We start from the raw sequence: 21367 nt of genomic DNA, 5'->3' as shown, positions 1-21367 counted from the left end.
TCAGGCTGCCCTATGCTCATCAAACGCAAATCCATCGAACAGGCCGAATCCTCGCGCCGTCCCGCGCGCAAGCCCAAGTTCGCGCCCGTCACGCTGTCCGAACAGGACGGTGTCCGCTACCTCCACTTCGGCACCGAATGGGTGCAGGGCGCCATGCGCATCCGCAAGCCCGACTGGCCCGAACTCGAATACGCGCAGCAGATGATGGCCTGGATGCTGTTCATCGACGCGCCCCAGGCAATCGCCCAGCTCGGCCTGGGCGCCGCGACCCTGACCAAGTTCTGCTACCGCCAGTTCCCCGAGGCGAGCGTCACCGCGGTCGAACTGAACGAATCCGTGATCGGCATCTGCGCCTCGATGTTCAAGCTGCCGGCCGAAGACGAGCGCCTGCAGGTGCTGCAGATTGATGCACTCGATTTCGTCGAGGATCCCGCCAACCATGGCGCCTTCGACGTGCTGCAATGCGACCTGTACGACGCCACCGCGCGCGGCCCGGTGCTCGACACGCCTGAGTTCTACCAGGCCTGCTCGCACTGCCTGGCGCCGCACGGCGTCATGACCGTCAACCTGTTCGGCGACCACCCGAGCTTCGCCAAGAACATCAAGGCGATGAAGTTCGCCTTCGAGCACGTGATCTGCCTGCCCGAGGTCCACGACGGCAACGTGGTGGCGCTGTGCTTCAACACCCGCCCCGTGATCGACAAGGAGGCGCTGAACGCGCGCGCCGCCCAGGTCAATGCTGCGACCAAGCTGCCGGCCAAGTCCTGGGTCAAAGGCATCCTGGCCGCCGACTGATCTTCCCTACCCCGCCATGACCGCCGCCCACAAGCCGCCCAGCCTGCGCAAGCTCGACCTGCAATCGATCTTTTCCTGGATGCTGGCCGACGGCATCGTCAGCAAGGACAGCGTCAAGGCCCACTTCGCCCAGGCCCAGGGCATCCTGAAGAACGCGGCCGGCTCCATGCATCCCCTGAGCGCGGTGGCCCAGTGCAAGCTGGTGTCGAACCAGCCGCCGCACCGGCTGCTGACCCTGGACGTGCTGACGGAATGGTGCGCGGCCAAGGTGGGCCTGCCCTTCATCCGCATCGATCCGCTCAAGATCGACTTCACCAAGGTGGCGGACGTGATGTCGGCCAGCTATGCGGCGCGCTTCAACATCCTGCCGGTGGAGATGACCGCGACCACCCTGGTGGTGGCGACCGCCGATCCGGCGGCGACGGAATGGGAGGCGGAAATCGCCAAGGTCGCGCGCCGCAAGATCGAGCTGGTGCTGGCCAACCCGCTCGACATCGCCCAGTACATCTCGCAGTTCTTCAGCCTGGCCAAGTCGATCCGCGATGCCAACCGCAGCACCGGCCAGGACCTGGCCATGCGCAACAACTTCGAGCAGCTGGTCGAGCTGGGCAAGTCGAACAAGCAGGTCGACGCCAACGACCAGCACATCGTCAACATCGTCGACTGGCTGTGGAGCTACGCCTTCGAGCAGCGCGCCTCGGACATCCACCTGGAGCCGAAGCGCGAGTTCGCCGTGATCCGCTTCCGCATCGACGGCGTGCTGCACCAGGTCTACCAGGTGCCGGCGGTGGTGATGATCGCCATGACCGCGCGCATCAAGCTGCTCGGCCGCATGGACGTGATCGAGAAGCGCCGCCCGCAGGACGGCCGCATCAAGACCCGCACCAATGGCGGGCAAGAGGTGGAGCTGCGCCTGTCGACCATGCCGACTGCCTTCGGCGAAAAGCTCGTGATGCGTATTTTCGATCCGGACGTGGTGGTCAAGACCCTGCCGGAGCTGGGCTTTCCGCCCGAGGACGCGCGGCGCTGGGACGCGCTGACCAACCGGCCGCACGGGATCATCCTGGTGACCGGGCCCACCGGCTCGGGCAAGACCACCACCCTGTACACGACCCTGAAGGCGCTGGCGACCAACGAGGTGAACGTCTGCACGGTCGAGGATCCGATCGAGATGGTGGAAGCCTCGTTCAACCAGATGCAGATCCAGCCCGGGATCGACCTCTCGTTCGCCGACGGCGTGCGCGCGCTGATGCGCCAGGATCCGGACATCATCATGGTCGGCGAGATCCGCGACCTGGAGACCGCGGAAATGGCCATCCAGGCGGCGCTGACCGGGCACCTGGTGTTCTCCACCCTGCACACCAACGACGCGCCGGCGGCAGTGGTGCGCCTGCTGGAACTGGGCGTGCCGGATTACCTGCTGGAGGCGACCCTGATCGGCGTGATGGCGCAGCGCCTGGTGCGCACGCTCTGCCCTGCCTGCAAGGCGCCGGGCGGGGAACTCAGCGACGAAGTGTGGCAGAGCATTGCGGGTGCGTGGAACATCGCCAAGCCGGCCACCGTGTACCGGCCGATCGGCTGCCCGGAATGCCGCCAGACCGGGTATCGCGGGCGGACCGGCATCTACGAGCTGCTGACGGTCAGCGAAGGCTTCGGCAAGCTGGTGCGGGAATCGGGCGAGTTGCAGGCGCTGCGCCGGCAGAGCATCGAAGATGGGATGAAACCCTTGCGTATCGCGGGGGCGATGAAGGTGGTCGAAGGGGTGACGACGGCGGACGAGGTGCTCAAGGTGACTTCGGCGCTGTCGTGAACGATTGCTCACTTAACGCTAGCGCAAACCGGAATCAGCGGCTATAATGCTGCCTCTTTCGGGTCGTTAGCTCAGTTGGTAGAGCAGCGGACTTTTAATCCGTTGGTCGCTGGTTCGAGCCCAGCACGGCCTACCAGAATTAGTTGCAGCAATGAAGGCGTTACGAGTGATCGTGACGCCTTTTTTGTTTTCGCGGCAGCCTCCCTCGTCTGCCTGCTGCGTCGTACTTGTCACCCGCTCCTACTATCGCCGTGTAACGCGCCATGTGCGCTGGCGCCAAGTGGGCTGGCGCCAAGTTTGCGTACCACCGCACCATCGCGGTCGACTTCCAACAGTCCCCGTCTCATCCAATACAAAGCGTGACGCGCGGTGTAACTCAGCCAAGACTTGCGTTTTGTCACTAACTACTCTTGGTTTAATGACTACAGTCAAGAAGTTCGTCGCAAGTTCGGACGCACTCGCATAGTTACATCGAGCATCTCGAATCAACAACGCCTAGCTCAACTGATGAGCAAGAACGATGACTGACCTGCAAACATTGCTGGATGCCCACCACAGTACCCGCCTCTTGCGCTTGTCGTTCCCGGGGAACGATGGCCCGCAGGCCAAGTTGATGGTGAACCGCTTCGAAGGCACGGAATACCTGTCTCGCGACTTTCAGTTCAAGGTGGAACTGCTGAGCGACGATGCCGGGATCGAGCTCGAGGCGATGCACGGCAAGCTGCTGTGCATTTCGCTGGTACAGGTTGATGGCAGCCTGCGTCCGTTCACCGGTTATGTCGCTTCGTTCAAGCTGGTCAAGACGGACGGCGGCGTGGCCTTCTATGAAGGCGTCTTGAAGCCATGGCTGGCATACACGCGCCTGCGCCGGAACAACCGGTTGTTCCATGCACAGAACCTGCGCGAGCAGGCGGAGACGATCTTCGCCGGCTACGGCGGCCTGCCCATTTGGGAGTGGGAAATCGCCGGCGAACAGCCGCAGCTCACGATGGCCACGCAATGGGATGAAACCGATCACAACTACCTGTGCCGGCGCTGGGAAGCAGCGGGCTACAGCTATTGGTACGAGCACAGCGGCGAAGGCCATACGCTCAGAGTCTGCGACGACACCCGCACCGCCGCGCCGATCGACGAGGCGTCGCCCGGCATCCGCTTCCATGGCGCCGGTGGCGCAGCCGAAGAAAACGCGATCAACCACTGGAGCCCACTGCGCCGGTGGGCGTCCGGACAAGCAGCAGTGAGCGGCTTCGACTTCAAGAATCCACGCCCGGTACATGCGGAAATCGTCACCATCAACCAGCAAGGCGATATTCCGCAGCTGGAGGTGCATAGCTACGAGGGACATTACGGCTTCAAGGACCAGCCGGGCGCAGACCAACTTGCGCGCTTGCGCATGGAAGAAATCGAAGCCCGCGGCAAGCTGTACCAAGCCCAGGGCAACAACCGACAAGTCGCGGCCGGCAGATGGTTCAAGCTCCTCGACCATTTCAGCGAGAGCGAAGACTGCGAATTCTTGATCCTGGAAGTGCATCACGAAGCCAGCAACAACTACTTGCAAGGTAACGATGCAGTCGCCGAATACAGGAACCGTCTGCGCTGCCAGCCGAAGACCGTGCCCTGGCGGCCGGGTCGCGGCTTCAACAGCACGGACACCAGACTGCTGGCCCTGCAGACCGCCACCGTGGTCGGTCCGGAAGGCCAGGGCAGCCTGAACGTGGACCAGTACGGGCGCATCCAGGTCAAGTTTCACTGGGACCGGGACGAAAGCGGTAGCTGCTGGGTACGGGTCAGCAGCAACTGGGCCGGTGGCGAGAAGGGCTTGGCCAGCCATCCGCGGGTTGGATCGGAAGTGATCGTGCAGTGGCTCGACGGCAATCCCGACCATCCGATCGTGACCGGCTCCGTGTACAACCAGGGCTTCATGCCGCCATGGAAGCTGCCCGAACAGCGGGCGCTGACGGGACTCAGAAGCCGGGAGCTGACCACCGAAGGCGGCAACACGCCCGGAGGACGCAGCAACCATCTGGTGCTGGATGACACACAAGGGCAGATCCAGGCGCAGCTCAAGAGCGACCATCTTGCCAGCCAGCTCAGCCTCGGCCATATCCACCGCATCGAGGACAATGCCGGACGCAAGGATGCGCGCGGCCAGGGCTTCGAGCTGCGCACCGACGGCCATGGCGCGGTCCGGGCGCAGCAGGGCTTGCTGCTCAGCACCGAAGGACGGCCGAACGCCCGCGCCCATATTACTGACATGGCGGAAACGCTGGCGCGCATGACCCAGGGCCAGCAATTGCACGACAGCCTGTCGCAGGTAGCGCAACAAGCGCAGGCGCACCAGCCGGGCGACCAGGACCAGGTCGTCGCGGCGCTGCAGGCCCAGGTCGACACCATCAAAGGCCAGGGGGGTACACCGGCACAAGGCGAGTTCCCGGAATTCCAGGCTCCCCACCTGCTCCTCGCCAGCCCCGCCGGCATCGAAACCAGCACGCAGGGTTCCACCCACCTGATGAGCGTGGAGCACACCGCCCTGACCAGCGGCGGCCATGCCAGCCTGAGCGCGGGCAAGAGCCTGCTCGTCAGCGTCAAGGAAGCGGTGCGCATGTTTGCCTACAAGGCCGGCATGAAGCTGGTGGCGGCCAGCGCCGACATCGACATCACTGCCTTGAAGGACAGCATCAACATCCTGGCCAAGCTCAACATCACCCATACCGCCAACCGGATCACGATCACAGCAAAGGAAGAAGTGGTAATCAACGGCGGGACCAGCTTCAGCCGCTGGAACGCATCGGGAATCGTCCATGGCACCAGCGGCAACTGGGTCCAACACGCGGCGCACCACAGCTTCAAACCTGCCAAGAGCGAAGGCACGCCGAGCTTGCCGCAGCCCGTGCAACTGGCGCCGGGGCAGCTCGACTTGTATCACCACTATGTGAATCCGGAAGGCGCTAAGCGCCAAGGGATCAGGCAAGGCGAATACACGGTCGTCGATGCCGAAGGCGGGGTCCACCAAGGAGTACTCGATGCCGATGGCTTTGCCAGCGTCGCCGGCCTGCCGATGGGGATGGCGACGGTCAGCTACGGCAAGGATCCGCGCGACCCGTGGGATGAAGACAGCTACCTCGGGCAGGGAACCGAATGGCCGGCCACGGCGCTGCCCGAGGCTGGCGCAGATGCCGCGGCAACGCCTGATTGGCCAGTGCCGGCACCAAGGTCACAGAACCCCGGACTGCTCGCCGGCGCCAAAGCTGGGTCAGGCAGCCTCAATGGCGCAGCCGGCAAGCTCGGCGCGATTGCGCAAACCGCGCAGCAAGCGGCGAGTGCGGTGCAGTCTCTGCCCAAGGGCGGCGCGCAAGCATTACTGGCCGTTGCCGGACAGACGGCCCTGGCCAAGGTCGCGGCCAAGCTCCCGGGCAGCGCGACGGCCGGCGCGCCAAGTGCCGGCAAGCCTGCCGCCGCCCTCGCCTCGATCGCCGGTTTGCCCGGAGCGCTGCCGCGCAGCGCTGACGTACCGCCCTCGATCCCAAAAAAATCCGTCATTTAAAAAGATAACAAGCCACCATGACCGAACCCACGCAGGCCGCGTCGAAGCCCGCCGAACGCGCGCCGGAAGTCGCAGTCGCCCCGCTCGACACCATCGACCAACGGGACATCGGCGCCGGCGCTGCCGCCTTCGATAAATGGCTACGCAAGATCAGCGACGACTACCTCACACTGGAGCGCCTGAGCACTGTGGCCGGCAGCCTGCCGGTGATCGGCAACATCATGGCGCTGATCGATGCCATCATGGATATCGTGGCGATCATCCAGAAGGGCCTCGCCAAAGGTGCCAAGGAAATCGATTTCCTGCTATGGGTGAGCCTTGGCATCAACCTGATCGGCGTGGCCCCCGGAGCAGGCAACGCGGCGCGCATGAGCCTGCGACCAGCCTTGCACCTGGTCCGTCAAAAGCTGGCCTTTGGCACCAAGGATCTCGGCGCCGCGCTGATCGAGGTGCTGGCCGTGCACCTCAACGCCAGGCTGGCCGGAGAGATCGACACCTTCGTCGACAGCGCGATGGGCAAGCTGCCCGGCATCCTGGACGATTGCGCCAGTACTGCCGACGGAATTGCCGACGATCTGATCAAGATCCTCAAGCGCTGCATCGGAAAGGAGCCGCTGTTCGACGTAGCCACCCTGGCGGAGGTCGAGGACAAGCTGCACGACCCCAAGGTAGAAAGCAACTGGCGCCGCATGCTTGGCGCCCTTGGCCGGCAGTACAAGATGAGCGCGAACTACGTTGTCGCGGCGGCGGCCAGCCACCTGCCGCAGAGCGCGGAAGCGAACGCAAACAAGCTCATCGGCCACCTGACCGACTTCAAGCCGGCGTTTCGCGGCAAGCTCGCCGCCCTGGCCGACGAACAGAAGCAGATGAGCATCCGGTGGATACTGGCGCGGTTGCGCGACGCGGTCACCAAGCACAAGAAGCGAGGTGCGGCACTGGTCCCATCCAGCAAGGGCGCGGACCACAAGAAGACCAACCCCGGCCACGAGCTGGGCGCCACCAGCCGGCAACGCCCGGCCACGGGCGACGCCAATGCCTGCAAGCTGTGCCCCGCGAAAGGCGGCACCGCGCACTCGATCAGCTTCGCCACCGGCGCCGAGACCTTCACCCACCTTGACTTTGTCCTGGATGCGCCGCTCCCGATCACCTGGAGCCGCACCTACCGCAGCCAGCTAATCGCCTATGACCGCGGCAATCTCGGCGCGCGCTGGCTGACCTCGTACACCACCCGCATCGACGTCGTGGGCAAAGGCAAGCCCGCCGCCCTGCTCTATCATGCCGCCGACGGCCGCAGCCACCGCTACCCGTACCTTGGCATCGGCCAGCGTCACCACGACCCGGTCGAGCAGATCACGCTCAGCCGCGTCAGCGCCTCCCTCCTCACGCTCGACTTCGGCAAGCCGCTGCCTGAAGGAGCGCCCAGCCCTTGGCGCGAAACCTACGAACTGGTCGACACCGTGCGCGCCAAGGTGGGCGAGCTGGACAAGGAACATTTCCGGCTGATCGCGCTACATGCCCGCGACGGCGCCGCCCTCGGCCTGCGCTATGGCCACGTCGTCGCCAATGGCCCGTATGCCGGCGAAGAGGTGCTCAGCGACATCATCAGCAAGCAGGGCAACACCATCGTCGCCCATGCCGGCACCCAGGTCGACCTTGATACCGGCTGCATCCACGCGCTCTGGGAGATTAAGGAGGGAAAGCTGTTGCGTCAGCTGGCCGCCTACGACTACGACGAGCACGGGGACCTAATCCGCGCCCAGGATGAAAACGCGGCCGCCTGGCACTACCAGTACGACCGCCACCTCGTCATCCGCTACACCGACCGCACCGGGCGCGGCATGAACCTCGCCTACGATACCAGCAGCGACAGCGGGCTTCACGCCAAGGCGATCCGCGAGTGGCTTGATGACGGCAGCTACGATACCCGGCTCGAGTGGGACAAGAACATCCGCCTGACCTACGTCCTTGATGCGCTTGGCCACGAGACCCGCTACTACTACGACATCGCCGGCTACACCTACCGGATCGTGTATCCGGACGGGCGCGAGGAATGGTTGTTCCGCGACGACGCCAAGAACGTCGTCCGCCACATCCATACCGACGGCAGCAGCGAGCATTACCGTTACGACGGCCACGGCAACCTGCTCACCCACACCCGCGCCGATGGCAGCCAGGTCCACTTCGAGTATGACGCCCAGCACCGCGTCACCGGTATCCTCGACGGCGCAGGCGGTGCTTGGCGGCGCGACTACAATGCCCAGGGCCACTTGATCGAAGAAACAGACCCACGCGGCAACAAGACCCAGTACGCGTACGACAAGGTCGGCCGACCTATCGAAGTCATCGATGCCAAGGGCGGCGTCAAGAAACTCGCCTATACCCCGGACGGCCAGCTTGCCAGCTACACCGACTGTTCCGGGCACAGCAGCCAGTGGGAATACGACGACCGCAAGCGCTTGGTCAAGAGCATCGACGCCGCAGGCAATATCACCCGCTACCGCTATACGCCGTTAAGTAGCGAAACGCTGGCGCAAGCGCACAGCGAGGGCAGCGGCAACCATCCCGGCCAGCTCGAAGCCGTCATTCACCCCGACGGCAGCCAGGAGCAGTTTCGCCACGACGCCGAAGGCCGGCTGCTGGCGCACACCGACGCATTGCAACGCACTACCGCCTACGGTTATACCGCGGCCGGGCTGATCGCCAAGCGCATCAATGCGCTGGGACACAGCCTGCAGTACCGGTGGGACGCGCTCGGCCGCTTGTCCGCACTGGAAAACGAAAATGGCAGCGTCTACCGATTCCAGTACGACCCAGTCGGCCGCCTGCTGCAGGAACAGGGCTTCGACGGCAAGGCCACCGAATACCGGTACGACGAAGCCAGTGGGGTGCTGGCGGAAACCGCCGAAGCCGGCGTAACCACGCGGCTCGACTTCGACCCCATGGGCCGTCTCGTCCAACGCCGGGCCGCCCTCCTCGGTCAGGCGGAGCAGATCGAAACCTTCGCTTACAACGCCAACGGACAGCTAGCGGAAGCGAAGAACGAGCACGCCAGGCTGCAATGGTTCTACGACCCGGCCGGTAACCTGGTGCGCGAGCACCAGCACTACCAGGGCCCGTTCCATCCCGACAGGCGCACCGCGGTTTGGCACCACCACTACGACGAACTCAACCAGCGCACCGGCACGATCCGCCCCGACGGCCACCGCATCGATTGGCTGACCTATGGCGCCGGCCACGTGCACGGCTTGCTGCTCGACGGGCAAGACCTCGTCTCCTTCGAACGCGACGCGCTCTACCAGGAAACCGGCCGCACCCAGGCCAACGGCCTGCTGCAAACGATGAAGTACGACCCGGCTGGCCGCCTGATCGAACAGCAGCTCGGTGCCATCGCACAGGCGAGCCAGAAGGACCGGTACCCCTACCCCGGCACGTACCGTCCCGACGTCCAGGTCGGCATGCAAGCCGCGATCCTGCGACGCTACCGCTACGACCCATCCGGCCAACTGAGCAGCCTCGAAGACAGCCGACGCGGTCGCCTCGAATACCGCTACGACCTGGTCGGACGGCTGCTGGCGGCAAACAGCGCGTTGGGCCGAGAAACTTTCGCCTTCGACCCAGCCGGCAACATCCAGGCAGCCGATACCGCGCAGCAGGAGCCCATCACCCGCCCTGTCCCGCTGCCGAAACTGCTGGACAACCTGCTCAAGGAATATGCCGGCGTCCGCTACCGCTACGACGAGCGCGGCAACGTCGTGGACCGCACCCAGGACGGCCTTCGGTCCGAGTATGAATGGGATGCGTTCAACCGGATGACCCGCGCAACGACCTGGCATAGCGTCACCATCTTTGCCTACGATCCGTTGGGGCGGCGCATTGCCAAGCACAGCGGGGCGATCGATGGCAAGACCTTCCGGGAGACGGCCCGAACCATGTACGGCTGGGATGGCGACACGCTGGCGTTGGAAAGCAGCGTGCACCGGGGCCATGCAGCGGGCGAACGGACGGTGCACTATGTTTATGAGCGCGACAGCTTCGTGCCGTTGGTGCAAGCCTCCCGAAGCCAGGCGCTTCGCCTGGCGCCCACCACCGATGTGAAGGCGCTGATGGCGGGCAACGATGGCAAGTACGATATTGCACTTGATCCGCTGTGGAACGGTGAGTACGAGCAGGAAGCCGAGCCGTTCGGTAAGGAAGAGATCGCCTTCTATCAATGCGATCATTTGGGCACGCCGCAGGAGTTGACCGACCATGAAGGCAAGGTTACGTGGTCGGCGCAGTACAAGGCATGGGGGCAAGCGAAGGAAGCGATCAGCGAGGCGGCGTACAAGGCCGGGACACGGAATCCTATACGGTTTCAGGGGCAGCACCTTGATGATGAGACGGGGCTGCATTACAACCGGTATCGGTACTACGATCCGGATGGCGCACGTTACATGACGGCGGATCCTATTGGTCTGCTAGGCGGGATGAATGCTTATCAGTACGCGCCTAATCCGACGGGTTGGATAGACCCTTTGGGTCTCCGGAGTAAAAACAAGAAAGCAGCTTGTCCCGTATGTAGTGGAACGCCATGTCGAGGTACGAGAAATCCTTCGCGTGGTGCAGCAGGATTCCAGAGCTCCAATGCCTACCCAAATAAAGATCGCTGGTCAAATGTGATCCTACCTAAAGGAACCACTGTCTACACACTGTATCCTTACGGGCCAAAGCCAGGCGGCTTCTTTGCTGACGAGTCTACTCTTGCTGCATCGAAGAAGTCAATCAATGCATATCATGAGGCGACACAGGTAGGACACGCTGGAAATTCTGAGCACTTCAAGTTCGGCGCAAGACAAAAGGTGCAAGCATTTACAATAAAAGAAGATCTCTGCGTAGGAAAAGCTTACGCGTTAGCTAATGACCAATATGGCCCGGGTGGCGGAACGCAATATTACATCACTGCGAAAGATCGTATGAGTATGGAGAAAGGCCCAATTATGGAGTTGACAGGCCCATGATCAATTTCGTTGAAGGACAAATAAATATCGGCGAGAAAAATATCCTTGCTTTTTCTAATGAAAACTTAAAGGCGCTCGCCGAAGAAGGTTTAATTGAGAAACGAGAAATCGGTGGGGGCAGAATTTACTACTATGTCGAAGCTCAGGCGGATAATATGAGGTTTGGCGTTTTCATCAGTCTGCGAGAGAAAAAGATTGACTGGCTGCGATTGAGCTGGTTGGACAGTCCTGTTAAAGGGTGGGATGACGCAAGTGAAGACACGATGAAAAATGAGTATCGTCTGCTTTCGAATTTCGTAGAAAAGACGGTTGGAAGTCCACCGGACAATAAAGGGAATAGAAAGCGTACATGGCGGTTCAAGTGGGGGGACGTTGAAGTGAGCTATGAGCCACGCGCCTATCAGGCCGACATTTACATGAAACCTCAGTGAGTCGCAAGACAGGAACGTCTTCATAGACGTTATTTGTTGCAACGAGCACGCGCAGGATGGCAATTCCGTTGGAGACCCAAATGTCATTGAAGATCATTACAGTCGGGGACAAAACCGACCACGGCGGCACAGTTGTTAGCGGTTCGCCCAACCACGACATCAGGGGAAGAGCGATCGCCCGACTGGGTGATAAAGTTGATTGTCCGATGCCCTACCCTGGTGGCAAGCCACATGGAGTAAACAAGATCATCACCGGCCACAACATATTGACAGTTGACGGGATGCCCGTTGCGGTCGAAGGATGTACGACGGAATGCGGGTGCAAGCTGATCGGCAGCGTGCCTGCGACGGCCGGATGAGCCCGAATCGCCATGTGTGACGTACTTGTGACGTGACTCCCGATAAGCTACCATTCCTCCCCTTTGGTATGATTGATTGTCGCAGTTGGCAAGCGTTGCACGTCATTGATTAATTATCAGGAAGCCCACGCACGTCGGTGCGTGGGCTTTTTGCATTCCAGCCGCGCTCCCGCCGCCCTCGAAGCAAGTCCAGCCACCTCCCGATCCCTGCCGGCGTTCCGCTCCGTGCCTTTCCGAACAGAAGAGATGGCAAGCTCGGTGTTAGAGTTTCCTGACTTCCCGCAGCGAGGTGTCCAGTGAAATACCTGCAAAGAATCAGCATCCTCGGTTACATCTTCATCGCCCTGCTGTTCTTCGTCTGCGGCTTTTCCCTGATCGTGCTTGCTTCCATGGAAATCTGGTCGGCCTTGTTCAGCGACGGCCACCAGTCGGTGCAGGCGCGCTTCCAGCTCATCCTGGAATGCGTGGGACTGCTGACCATCTCGGTCGCCGCCTTCGAACTGGGCCAGACCATCCTGGAAGAAGAGGTGCAGCGCGAAGTGCATGTGAGTTCGCCGACGCGCCTGCGCCGCTTCCTGTCGCGCTTCCTGATCGTGGTCGTGGTGTCGCTGGGGGTCGAATGCCTGGTCGGCGTCTTCCAGTTCCTGCATACCAAACCCGAGTTGCTGCCGCACGTGGCGTCGATCGGGATCGCGGCGGCCGTGCTGCTGGCAAGCTGGGGCGTGTTCGTGCGCCTGAATGTGGAAGCGGAAAAACTCGAACCGGAAGCGATGCATCAAGCGCAAGAGGAAGACAAACATGTCGAAACCTGAGCTTTTCCCCACGTGCGTGACGCCGGTGCATGGCCGCGCAGGAAATGCTTGGAGAATCGCAAGAGTTTGGCTATAATATCGGCTTCTTCGGGTCGTTAGCTCAGTTGGTAGAGCAGCGGACTTTTAATCCGTTGGTCGCAGGTTCGAGCCCCGCACGGCCTACCAAAGATACATGACAACGCCAGCCTTCGGGCTGGCGTTGTCATTTCCACGTTCGCATTCCATGGCCCAGACCATCGCCAGCGCTGTCCAGCACGAACTGATCATCAAGAAAAGCCGCTTCCTGGCCTGCGTGCAGCCGATGGCCAACCGCGCCGGCGCGCAACAGGTCGTGGCCGCGCTCCGTGCCGAACACCCGGGCGCGGCCCACGTGTGCTGGGCCCTGCTGGCGGGCGGGCAGTCGGCCGCGGTCGACGACGGCGAGCCCAGCGGCACCGCTGGCCGGCCCATGCTCGACGTGCTGCGCCACCAGGACCTGGAAGGCGTGCTGGCCACCGTGGTGCGCTACTTCGGCGGCGTCAAGCTCGGCGCTGGCGGCCTGGTGCGCGCCTATACCGACAGCGTGGCCCAGGCCCTGCTGCAGGCGCAGAAAGTCCCGATCGTCAAGCTGGCCAGCCTGCGCTGCACCGCGCCCTACGCCTTCGAGGGCCTGGTGCGGCGCGAACTCGAGGCGGCCGGCGCCAGCCTGGACGAAGTCCGCCACGGCGACGAGGTCGCGTTCGCCTTCAGCCTGCCCGCCGGCGCCGCCGCGGCCCTCCGCGCGCGTCTCGACGAAGCAGGCCACGGGCGCATCGGCTGGCCGCGCGGCGACACCGGTGTCGCGGGCGGCGAATAAGCGGCGCCTATACCCGTCATCACGACTCGAAAGCGGACGCGGCCGAACCCAGCCGGTATAGTGGCCGATAACGCTAACACCCCACCAAGAACAACACCTGTGATCAAGAAAAGTCTCCTCCCGCTCGCCCTGGGCGGCTTCGGCATTGGCATGACGGAATTCGTCATGATGGGCATCCTGCCCGACATCGCCGGCGGCCTGGCCATCACCATCCCCCAGGCCGGCCACCTGATCACCGCCTATGCGCTGGGCGTGGTGGTCGGCGCCCCCACCCTGGTGAGCCTGTTCGCCAAGCGGCCGCCGCGCAGCGTGCTGGTCTGGTTCATGCTGATGTTCACCGTGTTCAACGCCATGTCGGCCTTCGCACCGAACTACCATGTGATGATGCTGTCGCGCTTCCTGGCCGGCCTGCCGCACGGCGCCTTCTTCGGCGTCGGCGCGGTGGTCGCGAGCCGCCTGGCCGATGAGGGCAAGGTGGCGGCGGCGATGGCCACCATGTTCGCGGGCCTGACCCTGGCCAATGTGATCGGGGTGCCGATCGGCACCTGGATCGGCCACACGGTCGACTGGCGCCTGGTGTTCCTGATCGTGGCCGTGATCGGCTGCGCCACCGTGCTGAGCCTGCGCAAGCTGGTGCCCCACATCGAGGCCAGGCCGAGCGCCGGCTTCGTGAAGGACCTGCGCATCTTCCGCAGCGGCGGCCTGTGGCTGGCGCTGGGCATCACGGCGATCGGCACCGGCGGCTTTTTCGCCTGGTTCAGCTACATCACGCCGCTGCTGACCGAGGTCACCCTGTTCCGCCCGGCCACGATCCCGATGGTCATGACTGTGGTGGGCGTCGGCATGACGGCCGGGGTGCTGGTGGGTGGGCGCCTGGCCGACCGCTTCCATCCGCTGCCGGCGATCCTGATCCTGCTGGTGTCGATGACGGCCCTGCTGCTGTGCAATGGCTTGCTGGCCGATTCGCAACCGGCGATGCTGGTGCTGGCCTTCGCCACCGGCGCGAATGCGCTGGCGCTCGGCCCGCCGATCCAGATGCTCCTGATCGACCACTCGCGCGAAGCCGAGATGCTCGGCTCTTCGCTGGGCCAGTCGGGATTCAATATCGGCAACGCTACCGGCGCCTTCCTGGGCGGCATTCCGCTGACCCTGGGCTATGCCTATACCGCGCCGCAATGGGTGGCGGCGGCCCTGGCCCTGGCGGGCGTCGGCCTGTCCTTGCTGATGCTGGCGCAGCAGCGCGGACGCGGGCGCGCCATGGCGGCGCGTGCACCGGCCGGGCAAGCCGGCATCGTCAGCTGCGAATAGACGGGGTCAGGAAGTCAGACTAACACCGCGTCGCCCATGGCCTGGGCCATCTCGGCGGCTTCGTCCTGGATCTGGCGCAGGGTGTCTTCGTCGAGCACGAAGTCGATCGCGCTTTCGGCGTGGGCCGGCAGCGGTTGCGGCTTGTTGCCGAGAGGCGAGCCCACCGGTGCATACTGGTTGGCCAGCAGCAAGGTGTCGAGCAGGCTGCCGGGCGGCATGTTGAGCCAGCCGCCGCGCATGTCGGCGATGGCCTCTGCCACGACGGTGGGGATATGGAGCTTCTTCATCACCTCGGCGCTGACCACGTCCTCGCACAGCTCGCCCCAGTTCTCGACGTCGTCGTCGAGCAGGCCGGGGAACTCGTCGGCGCGCGACAGCAGGTAGAACCCGCCGACTTCGTGCACGATGCCGGCGAACATGGCGGTGTCTGGGTTGACGTAGGTCACGCGGCGCGCCAGCGCATAGGCCAGCGCGGCGACATGGGCCGAGTGCTCCCACAGCTGCTCGGCCTTGGCGCGCAGGCCCGGGTCCTTGATGCGGCTGCCGAACTGGCGCACCACCAGGCCGATCACCAGTGCCTGCAGGCGGCGGTAGCCGATGCGGGTCACGGCGGCGCGCACATTGGTGACCGGCACGCCGCTGTTGCCGCCGAACGCAGCCGTATTCGCCATGGCGACGGTGCGCGCAGCCAGCTGCGGTTCGGACAGCACGAGGCGGATCGCCTCTTCCACGTGGCAATCGGGATCGTCGAGCGCGAGCTGCAGGCGCAGCACGGCATTGACGCTGGTGGGGAAGGTGATTTCACCGCGTACGGCCTGCGCCGCGATGTATCCGAAAGCTTCGAGTTTGTTCACGCGCCGAATTATACCTTGCTGTGTGACTAACTTTCGCGGCCGGCACACCCCCTTTCCCGCTTGATCCGCCTTGCTGTGGCGGTCCGTCCACATCCTGCCAGAATGACAAAGCCCGCATGGGAGCATGCGGGCTCGCGGGAAGGCGCCGGCGGCGCCCCGGCATTACTTGACCTTGATGGTGCTCTTGACGTTGGTCACGCCTTCCACACCCTTGGCCACGCGCACGGCCTTGTCGGCCTCGGCCTTCGATTCAACGAAGCCGCTCAGCATGACAACGCCCTTCTCGGTGTCGACGTCGATCTTCATGCCGCTCAGGTCAGGCTCGGCAACCAGGCTGGCCTTGACCTTGCTCGTGATGGCGGCGTCCGAGGTGTTCTTGGCGGTGCGGTCGCCTGCGTTCGAGGCCATCTGCTTGGTCTTCTCGACGGCGTTCGAGGCCTTTTCCTTGACGTTGGACATGGCTTCGCGGGTGCGCTCGGCCATGGTGGCGCCGGCGCCGGCAGCCACGCCGGTGGTCATGTGACCCTTGTTGTCGACCATGCAGGCGGTCTTGTCGTCGCCGGTCATTTTTTCGCAGCGCTCCAGCAAGGCAGCCTTGGAAGCGTCGCGGTCGCCAGCCGCGGTCTGGCCGGCTGCGCCGCTGGCGCCGACGGCGCTCATGTCGCGGTCGGCCAGGCCGGCCAGCGCCTTGTCGCGCACGTCGTCGGCCTTGTCTTCGCAATCGTCCTGGGCTTCGCCCTTGAGCACTTCGCATTTCTCTTCGGCCAGCTCGTGTTCTGCCTGGATCACGTTGCGGCGGGCGGCATTCATGCGGTCCTTGTCGTGCTTGGTCGCAGCATCGAGCTCGGCGCGTGCACGCTTGAGCTTGGCATCTTCGCGGCAGACGTCGCGCTGGTTGCCGCTGAGCGAGTCGCACTTGGCGCTGGCGGTGCGGTAGTCGGCCTGGGCCTTGTTGGCGGCCTGGTCATAGGCCTTGGTGTCGGCAGCCGACGCCGGCGCGATGGCGAAGCCGGCTCCAACAGCAGTCGCAATCAGGGAAGCGATGAGGGTTTTCATGTTTGGGTCCCTTACATTCAGTTGTTGTGATAGCGTCATTAAACGCTCGGGGTAGCAGGAGCATCTGTGCGACAACGAACGCTGGCGGCCGAAACGCGGCGCCATGCGTCCGCTGCACAAGCATCCGCCCGATCAGTTGGCGATCGCGGCCAGCGCCTTGTCGCGCACGTCGTCAGCCTTGTCCTCGCAATCGTCCTGGGCCTCGCCACGCAGGACTTCGCATTTCTCCTCGGCCACTTCGTGCTCGGCATTGATCACGCCGCGGCGCGCCGCCTTCACGTGGTCCGGCTTGTGTGCGGAAGCGGCCTCGAGCTCGGCGCGGGCACGCTGGAGCTTGGCTTCCTCGCGGCACACGTCGCGCTGGTTGCCTTTCAGCGCCTCGCACTTCTTGCTCGCGGCGCGGTAAGTCGTCTTGGCCTGGTCGACCGCCTTGTCATAGGCCGAGGTATCGGCCGACATGGCCGGCGCGGCGGCGAAACCGGCCGCGGCCGCGACCAGGGAAGCGATGATGGTTTTCATGATGGGCCCCTTTCGTTTGGTGGTGTCAGCACGTCCATTAAACGTCCCTACCGCAAGGCGCCTCTGTGCGGCGGCGAACACTGGCCGGCACAACGCGGCTGCCGGCAGGACAGGACATGCCGGCCCCAAAACGAAAAACCCCGGCGCACCGGGCCGGGGTTGATCCTGATCAGCTAGCGTGAAGCTTATTCGTCGTGCAGCAAGCCTTCGCGCCACACCGTGCTGGCGGCCTCGAAGGGGGTAGCGGCCGAGCTGAACTGCACACCATCTTCCGCCAGTTTCACCCACACGCGGGTATCGTGGCCGCTGCGCGGCACCGCCACATTGCCGCGCACCTTGGCCAGCCAGCCGTGCACACGCGCATAGTCTTGCGGATGGCTGCGCTGGACCCAGGCCAGCGCCACCAGGTCGGCGAAGCCTTCTTCGCGCCGGGTCTCGCGCATGGCCCGCGAGGCCGCCAGCAAGGCGGCGTCCTGCGCCGTCTCGTCGCCGACCTCGACGAAGCCAGCCGGCAGGGCATGCCAGGCGCCCTGGGCGTAGCGCCAGCAGTGCGCCAGCTCATGGGCCGCCATGGCTTCGATCAGGCGGTCCTGCTCGGCTTCCGGCACATCCTTCAGGACGTTCTCCGCGTCCGGATTGCCGCGCATCGAGAACACCAGCTTGCAGCGGCCCTTGTCGAAGCCCATGGCCAGGGGCACGTCGCCGGGACGGGCCTGGGGCTGGACGATGATGTCGACAGGCAGTTTCAGCTGCTGGGAATAGTTCAGCACCGGCGCGGCGGCGTGCAGCCAGCGCTTTTCCTGCGCGGTCAGCTCGGCGGCGTGGAGCGGGAAGGTGGCGGCCAGGGTGATGGCGGCGAGCAGCAAGGGCTTGAACATGGTGATTGCTCCCAGGATTGATGAAATTCCTATCGGCAATTCTAGCCTTGGATCAAGCCCTGCTTTGAAGAAAATATTTCGGGATGTTCAAAACGGCAATACACAGCGCCGGCGGGACAAGAAAAAAGGGCTGCCGCGGCAGCCCTTCGTGGCGATGCTTCCGCTCAGGCGTCGACGCGCTCGGCCGGGCTGCCGATCAGTGCCCGGATGTCGCGTGCGGCCGCGGCCGAGCGCAGGGCCAGCGCATGGGCCTCGCTTGCCTCGACCGCGCACTCCCTGCCCTCCTCGCCCGCGCGCGCCGCCTCGACCGCCGTGTTCAGCGCCAGGATATGGCTCTGGAAGGCGATGGCGTCGATCGTGCCGATCAGGCCGGCGATCTTGTCGGCGGCTTCCGGCGCCGGCTCGAACGCGGTCCGGACCTGGACCGTGGCGCCCTTGCCCTCATGGCTTGCATCCGGCGCCGCCTCCGCCGCGGCGCCCTCGGGCTGGCCCGCCTGGCGCAGGCCGCGCGCCAGGTACCAGGCGGCCAGGGCCGCGGCGCCGATGGCGAGTGCGCACAGCTGGGCGATCCAGCCAAAGAAGCCTTCGCCGGTACGGCGTGCGTCGCCCGCCATTTCGTCGTTGAGCTTTTCCTCGAGGTCGATGAAGCGCTTGACCGTCGCCGACCAGTCCACCAGGGCCGGCGCCGCCTGCTGCGCCAGCAGCGCGCGCGCTTCTTCCACCTGGCCGGAGGCATGCAGTTCGATCACCCGGCCGATCAGGGGCCGGGCGCGGTGTTCCTGGGACAGGATCGCGGCCAGCGCGTCCTTTTCTTCGGGCAGCACGCCGGGCAGCTCCTGGAACAGGGTCGCGAGCGGTTCGGCCGAGCGGGCATAGCTGTCCTCGAGGCTCCTGATCAGGCTGATCGGCGCGGTGGCCGCCGCCGCGTCGGCCGACAGCACGACATCGCGCAGCGCGGTGGCACGGTCATGCACGCTGGCGCGCAGTTCGCTCGCGTAGCGCAGCTTGATCTTGTTGTCGTCGATCTGGTCGAGGACGCTCTTGATCTCGCCCACGCGCAGCATGGCCAGCGCGGTCAGGAGGATCAGCAACAGGAAGACCGCACCGTAGCTGAAGGCCAGCCGGACGCCGAGGGTCGGTTTTTTGGGAATCATGGAGTTCGCTATCGCCGCAAGCAGGCACAAGCGAAGGCTTGGACAGGCGCACGTCGATTTCCGTAAAGCAACGGAAACGAATATAGCACGGCCGTCGTTTCATTTTTGGACAGCCCCGCCGTTTTTACCGACTTTAACGATGCGAGCGTTGTAAGGACGCCAATCGCCTTGCCGTTTGTGTACGCCGCGCCACACTGCGCGGCGTACACGGCACCTGCAGGCTTACTTTCCGGTCAGGCCGGCAGCAGTCACGAAGGCCGGGCGGATGTCGTTCGGCACCGCCTTGAGCTTGTCGAGCGCCTTGCGCACTTCAGGACGGATCACGACGTACTTCTCCATCATCGCCTTCGCACGCGCATAGTCGCCGGTGGCTTCGATGGTGAGGAATTCGCGGTCCAGGTCGGCCACCGCGCCCTTGATCTTCTTGAAGTCGACCGAGAAGGTCCCGTCCGGATGGGCGACGAAGGCGCCCTTGTCCAGCAGGTAGTTCATCTGGATCGCCATGCCGCGCGCGTGCGAGGAGGTCAGGCCGAAGTGCAGGGTGCGGAAAGCCGAGGCCAGGAAGGTGTTGTACATCTTGCGCTCGGCCGCCTCGCCCTGCCCCAGGGTGTCCTTCAGCAAGCCCTTGTCCATCATGTAGCCCAGCGCCCACAAGCCGGTGATGTCGGCCTTGGCTTCCTCGATGGTCGAGTAGGTGTCCTTCAGGTCCTGGCGCGGGGTCGATTCCTTGCCGTCCTTCTTCGTGTGGTGCGGTCCCAGGCCGTGCATGATCTCGTGCGCCAGGATGTGGGTGAAGAAGGAATCGAAGTCCAGGTCCTTCTGGTCCTGGGCGCGCAGCACCTGCTTGCTGATCGGGGTCAGGGTCGACTTGAACTTGGCCTGCTGGACGTTCTTGAGCATCACGCGCTTGGAGCCGCGCTCGCGGATCACGCGCTCGTCGTTGGGCAGGTTGTAGGCGGCGGTCTGCACGCCCATGTTGCCGTCGCCGGCGCCGTAGACCTCGTTCACCACCACCATCGGCGCGATCGCGCCGACCTTAGGGTTGCGGTACTGCTTGTCGAGCGGCAGATTGTCCTCGAGCTCCTGCAGGTGCTTGCCGAAGAAGTTCAGCTTGGCCGTCTCCTGCTCGTCGCGGATGCTGACATAGGCTTCGAAGGCGGCCTTGTAGCCGAACAGTTCGTCGTTATAGGTCTCGTAGGGCCCGATGGTGACGTCGACCGGCGAATCCAGGTCCATCCAGGCGAAGTCCGAAGCCAGGTAGTCGTTCGAGAGGAAGGCGTCGGCGCGCAGGCCGAGGAATTTCTTGAGCGAGGCGTTGTCGGTGGCGGCGGCGGCCTCGCGCAGCAGCTTGGCCAGCTGCTCCAGCTCCGGACGGTATTCGTCCGAATACTTCACGGTGCGGAACTTGCCGTCCTTGTCCGCGCGGATGACGGTGAAGAACCACTGGGCCTGTTCCTTGTCGGCGGCCGGCAAGCCGTTCATCCAGCTTTCCAGGGCGGCCTTGGTCGCGCCTTCCGGATAGAAGTTGGCGCCTTCCGGCTTCTTGGCCGGGATCTTGATGCCCGCGTATTCGGGCGGCATGAAGGAGCGGTTGTCGTCCAGGCCCGACCACGGGCCCTTGTTCAGCCAGAAGGCGTCCAGGCGCGCGCGGCCGAGCGCGCTGCTGTCCTTGCGCAGCGCGGCGTGCAGGGCCTCGTTGCCGGCCCAGCGCTGGCGCAGCTGGAGGGTGTCGACGATCTTGGCGGCTTCGATCAGCTTGGCGATGGCGACGCGGTCGCCCTTGGACAGCCTGGACACGTCGGCCTTCAGTTCGGCCGGGGCGAAGCGCTTGCTCATGGCCTGCAGCTGTTGCGCGGTGGCCGGCGTGGGCGCCTGCTGGGCGCTGGCGTTGAAGGCGGCGCCGACGGCTGCGGCGAGCACGAGTGGTGCGAGGAGGGTCTTCATGGTCTCGTTATGGTTGTTGTGGCAACCGGACCATTGTAAACCGCGTCGGATTGGCGGAGCGAGATTATCGG

15 protein-coding genes and 2 tRNA genes are annotated in these 21367 nt (G+C 64.2%); 11 read left to right on the top strand and 6 right to left on the bottom strand.

Annotation, left to right across the window (positions count from 1 at the left end; genetic code table 11):
* Window positions 1-12 precede the first annotated feature (12 nt).
* The 11 genes from KBW98_RS19520 (at window position 13) to KBW98_RS19470 (ending at window position 14891) form a co-directional block, all read left to right on the top strand.
* The gene (locus KBW98_RS19520; RefSeq protein WP_211521828.1) at window positions 13-795 is read left to right on the top strand and encodes a spermidine synthase; all 783 of its coding nucleotides are present in this window, start codon (window positions 13-15) and stop codon (window positions 793-795) included.
* 16 nt (window positions 796-811) lie between these two features.
* Window positions 812-2605, top strand: coding sequence for a GspE/PulE family protein (locus tag KBW98_RS19515; RefSeq protein ID WP_211521827.1), 1794 nt, complete (start codon window positions 812-814; stop codon window positions 2603-2605).
* 60 nt (window positions 2606-2665) lie between these two features.
* Window positions 2666-2741 (top strand) — tRNA-Lys (locus KBW98_RS19510).
* Between the two features lie 384 nt (window positions 2742-3125).
* Window positions 3126-6149, top strand: coding sequence for a type VI secretion system Vgr family protein (locus KBW98_RS19505; protein ID WP_229429297.1), 3024 nt, complete (start codon window positions 3126-3128; stop codon window positions 6147-6149).
* Between the two features lie 17 nt (window positions 6150-6166).
* Window positions 6167-11146, top strand: coding sequence for an RHS repeat-associated core domain-containing protein (locus KBW98_RS19500; protein WP_211521826.1), 4980 nt, complete (start codon window positions 6167-6169; stop codon window positions 11144-11146).
* Window positions 11143-11577 (top strand): hypothetical protein, encoded by a 435-nt coding sequence (locus tag KBW98_RS19495; RefSeq protein WP_211521825.1) that lies wholly within the window; start codon window positions 11143-11145, stop codon window positions 11575-11577. The genes KBW98_RS19500 and KBW98_RS19495 overlap by 4 nt, the downstream gene beginning before the upstream one ends.
* Window positions 11578-11657: 80 nt before the next feature.
* Window positions 11658-11936, top strand: coding sequence for a PAAR domain-containing protein (locus tag KBW98_RS19490; RefSeq protein WP_211521824.1), 279 nt, complete (start codon window positions 11658-11660; stop codon window positions 11934-11936).
* A gap of 296 nt (window positions 11937-12232) precedes the next feature.
* A complete protein-coding gene (locus KBW98_RS19485) occupies window positions 12233-12748 on the top strand; it encodes a hypothetical protein (protein ID WP_211521823.1) in 516 nt (171 codons plus the stop codon).
* A gap of 89 nt (window positions 12749-12837) precedes the next feature.
* Window positions 12838-12913 (top strand) — tRNA-Lys (locus tag KBW98_RS19480).
* Window positions 12914-12971: 58 nt separating this feature from the next.
* Window positions 12972-13583: a YigZ family protein gene (locus KBW98_RS19475; RefSeq protein WP_211521834.1), complete on the top strand. Its 612-nt coding sequence runs from the start codon at window positions 12972-12974 to the stop codon at window positions 13581-13583.
* 99 nt (window positions 13584-13682) lie between these two features.
* Window positions 13683-14891 (top strand): MFS transporter, encoded by a 1209-nt coding sequence (locus tag KBW98_RS19470; protein WP_211521822.1) that lies wholly within the window; start codon window positions 13683-13685, stop codon window positions 14889-14891.
* 14 nt (window positions 14892-14905) lie between these two features.
* Here the strand turns inward: KBW98_RS19470 and KBW98_RS19465 are convergent, their stop codons facing one another.
* The 6 genes from KBW98_RS19465 to KBW98_RS19440 all read right to left on the bottom strand — a co-directional run bounded on the left by KBW98_RS19465 (window position 14906) and on the right by KBW98_RS19440 (window position 21296).
* Window positions 14906-15745 carry an HDOD domain-containing protein gene (locus KBW98_RS19465; protein ID WP_373888971.1) on the bottom strand — a complete coding sequence of 280 codons (840 nt, stop codon included), beginning with the start codon at window positions 15743-15745 and terminating at the stop codon, window positions 14906-14908.
* A gap of 162 nt (window positions 15746-15907) precedes the next feature.
* Window positions 15908-16801, bottom strand: a complete 894-nt coding sequence (locus KBW98_RS19460) for a BON domain-containing protein (protein WP_211521820.1) — start codon at window positions 16799-16801, stop codon at window positions 15908-15910.
* Window positions 16802-16933: 132 nt separating this feature from the next.
* Window positions 16934-17320, bottom strand: a complete 387-nt coding sequence (locus KBW98_RS19455; RefSeq protein WP_211521819.1) for a cell envelope biogenesis protein TolA — start codon at window positions 17318-17320, stop codon at window positions 16934-16936.
* 185 nt (window positions 17321-17505) lie between these two features.
* Window positions 17506-18198 carry an NUDIX hydrolase gene (locus KBW98_RS19450; protein ID WP_211521818.1) on the bottom strand — a complete coding sequence of 231 codons (693 nt, stop codon included), beginning with the start codon at window positions 18196-18198 and terminating at the stop codon, window positions 17506-17508.
* Window positions 18199-18362: 164 nt separating this feature from the next.
* On the bottom strand, window positions 18363-19352 hold the full coding sequence (locus KBW98_RS24160) for a methyl-accepting chemotaxis protein (protein ID WP_211521817.1): 990 nt from the start codon (window positions 19350-19352) through the stop codon (window positions 18363-18365).
* A 222-nt stretch (window positions 19353-19574) separates the two neighbouring features.
* Window positions 19575-21296 (bottom strand): hypothetical protein, encoded by a 1722-nt coding sequence (locus KBW98_RS19440; RefSeq protein ID WP_211521816.1) that lies wholly within the window; start codon window positions 21294-21296, stop codon window positions 19575-19577.
* Window positions 21297-21367 lie beyond the last annotated feature (71 nt).

The organism is Massilia sp. ST3 (assembly GCF_018119405.1).
Lineage (GTDB): Bacteria > Pseudomonadota > Gammaproteobacteria > Burkholderiales > Burkholderiaceae_D > Telluria.
The sequence above is the reverse complement of the archived record's forward strand: the minus strand, read 5'-3'. Positions and strand labels throughout refer to the sequence as shown.

Bases quoted from the DNA above. Each gene is read 5' to 3' on its own strand.
- KBW98_RS19450 (WP_211521818.1), bottom strand. From the start codon at position 18,198: ATGTTCAAGCCCTTGCTGCTCGCCGCCATCACCCTGGCCGCCACCTTC.
- KBW98_RS19440 (WP_211521816.1), bottom strand. From the start codon at position 21,296: ATGAAGACCCTCCTCGCACCACTCGTGCTCGCCGCAGCCGTCGGCGCC.
- KBW98_RS19520 (WP_211521828.1), top strand. From the start codon at position 13: ATGCTCATCAAACGCAAATCCATCGAACAGGCCGAATCCTCGCGCCGT.
- KBW98_RS19500 (WP_211521826.1), top strand. From the start codon at position 6,167: ATGACCGAACCCACGCAGGCCGCGTCGAAGCCCGCCGAACGCGCGCCG.
- KBW98_RS19505 (WP_229429297.1), top strand. From the start codon at position 3,126: ATGACTGACCTGCAAACATTGCTGGATGCCCACCACAGTACCCGCCTC.
- KBW98_RS19460 (WP_211521820.1), bottom strand. From the start codon at position 16,801: ATGAAAACCCTCATCGCTTCCCTGATTGCGACTGCTGTTGGAGCCGGC.
- KBW98_RS24160 (WP_211521817.1), bottom strand. From the start codon at position 19,352: ATGATTCCCAAAAAACCGACCCTCGGCGTCCGGCTGGCCTTCAGCTAC.
- KBW98_RS19475 (WP_211521834.1), top strand. From the start codon at position 12,972: ATGGCCCAGACCATCGCCAGCGCTGTCCAGCACGAACTGATCATCAAG.
- KBW98_RS19455 (WP_211521819.1), bottom strand. From the start codon at position 17,320: ATGAAAACCATCATCGCTTCCCTGGTCGCGGCCGCGGCCGGTTTCGCC.
- KBW98_RS19490 (WP_211521824.1), top strand. From the start codon at position 11,658: ATGTCATTGAAGATCATTACAGTCGGGGACAAAACCGACCACGGCGGC.
- KBW98_RS19495 (WP_211521825.1), top strand. From the start codon at position 11,143: ATGATCAATTTCGTTGAAGGACAAATAAATATCGGCGAGAAAAATATC.
- KBW98_RS19515 (WP_211521827.1), top strand. From the start codon at position 812: ATGACCGCCGCCCACAAGCCGCCCAGCCTGCGCAAGCTCGACCTGCAA.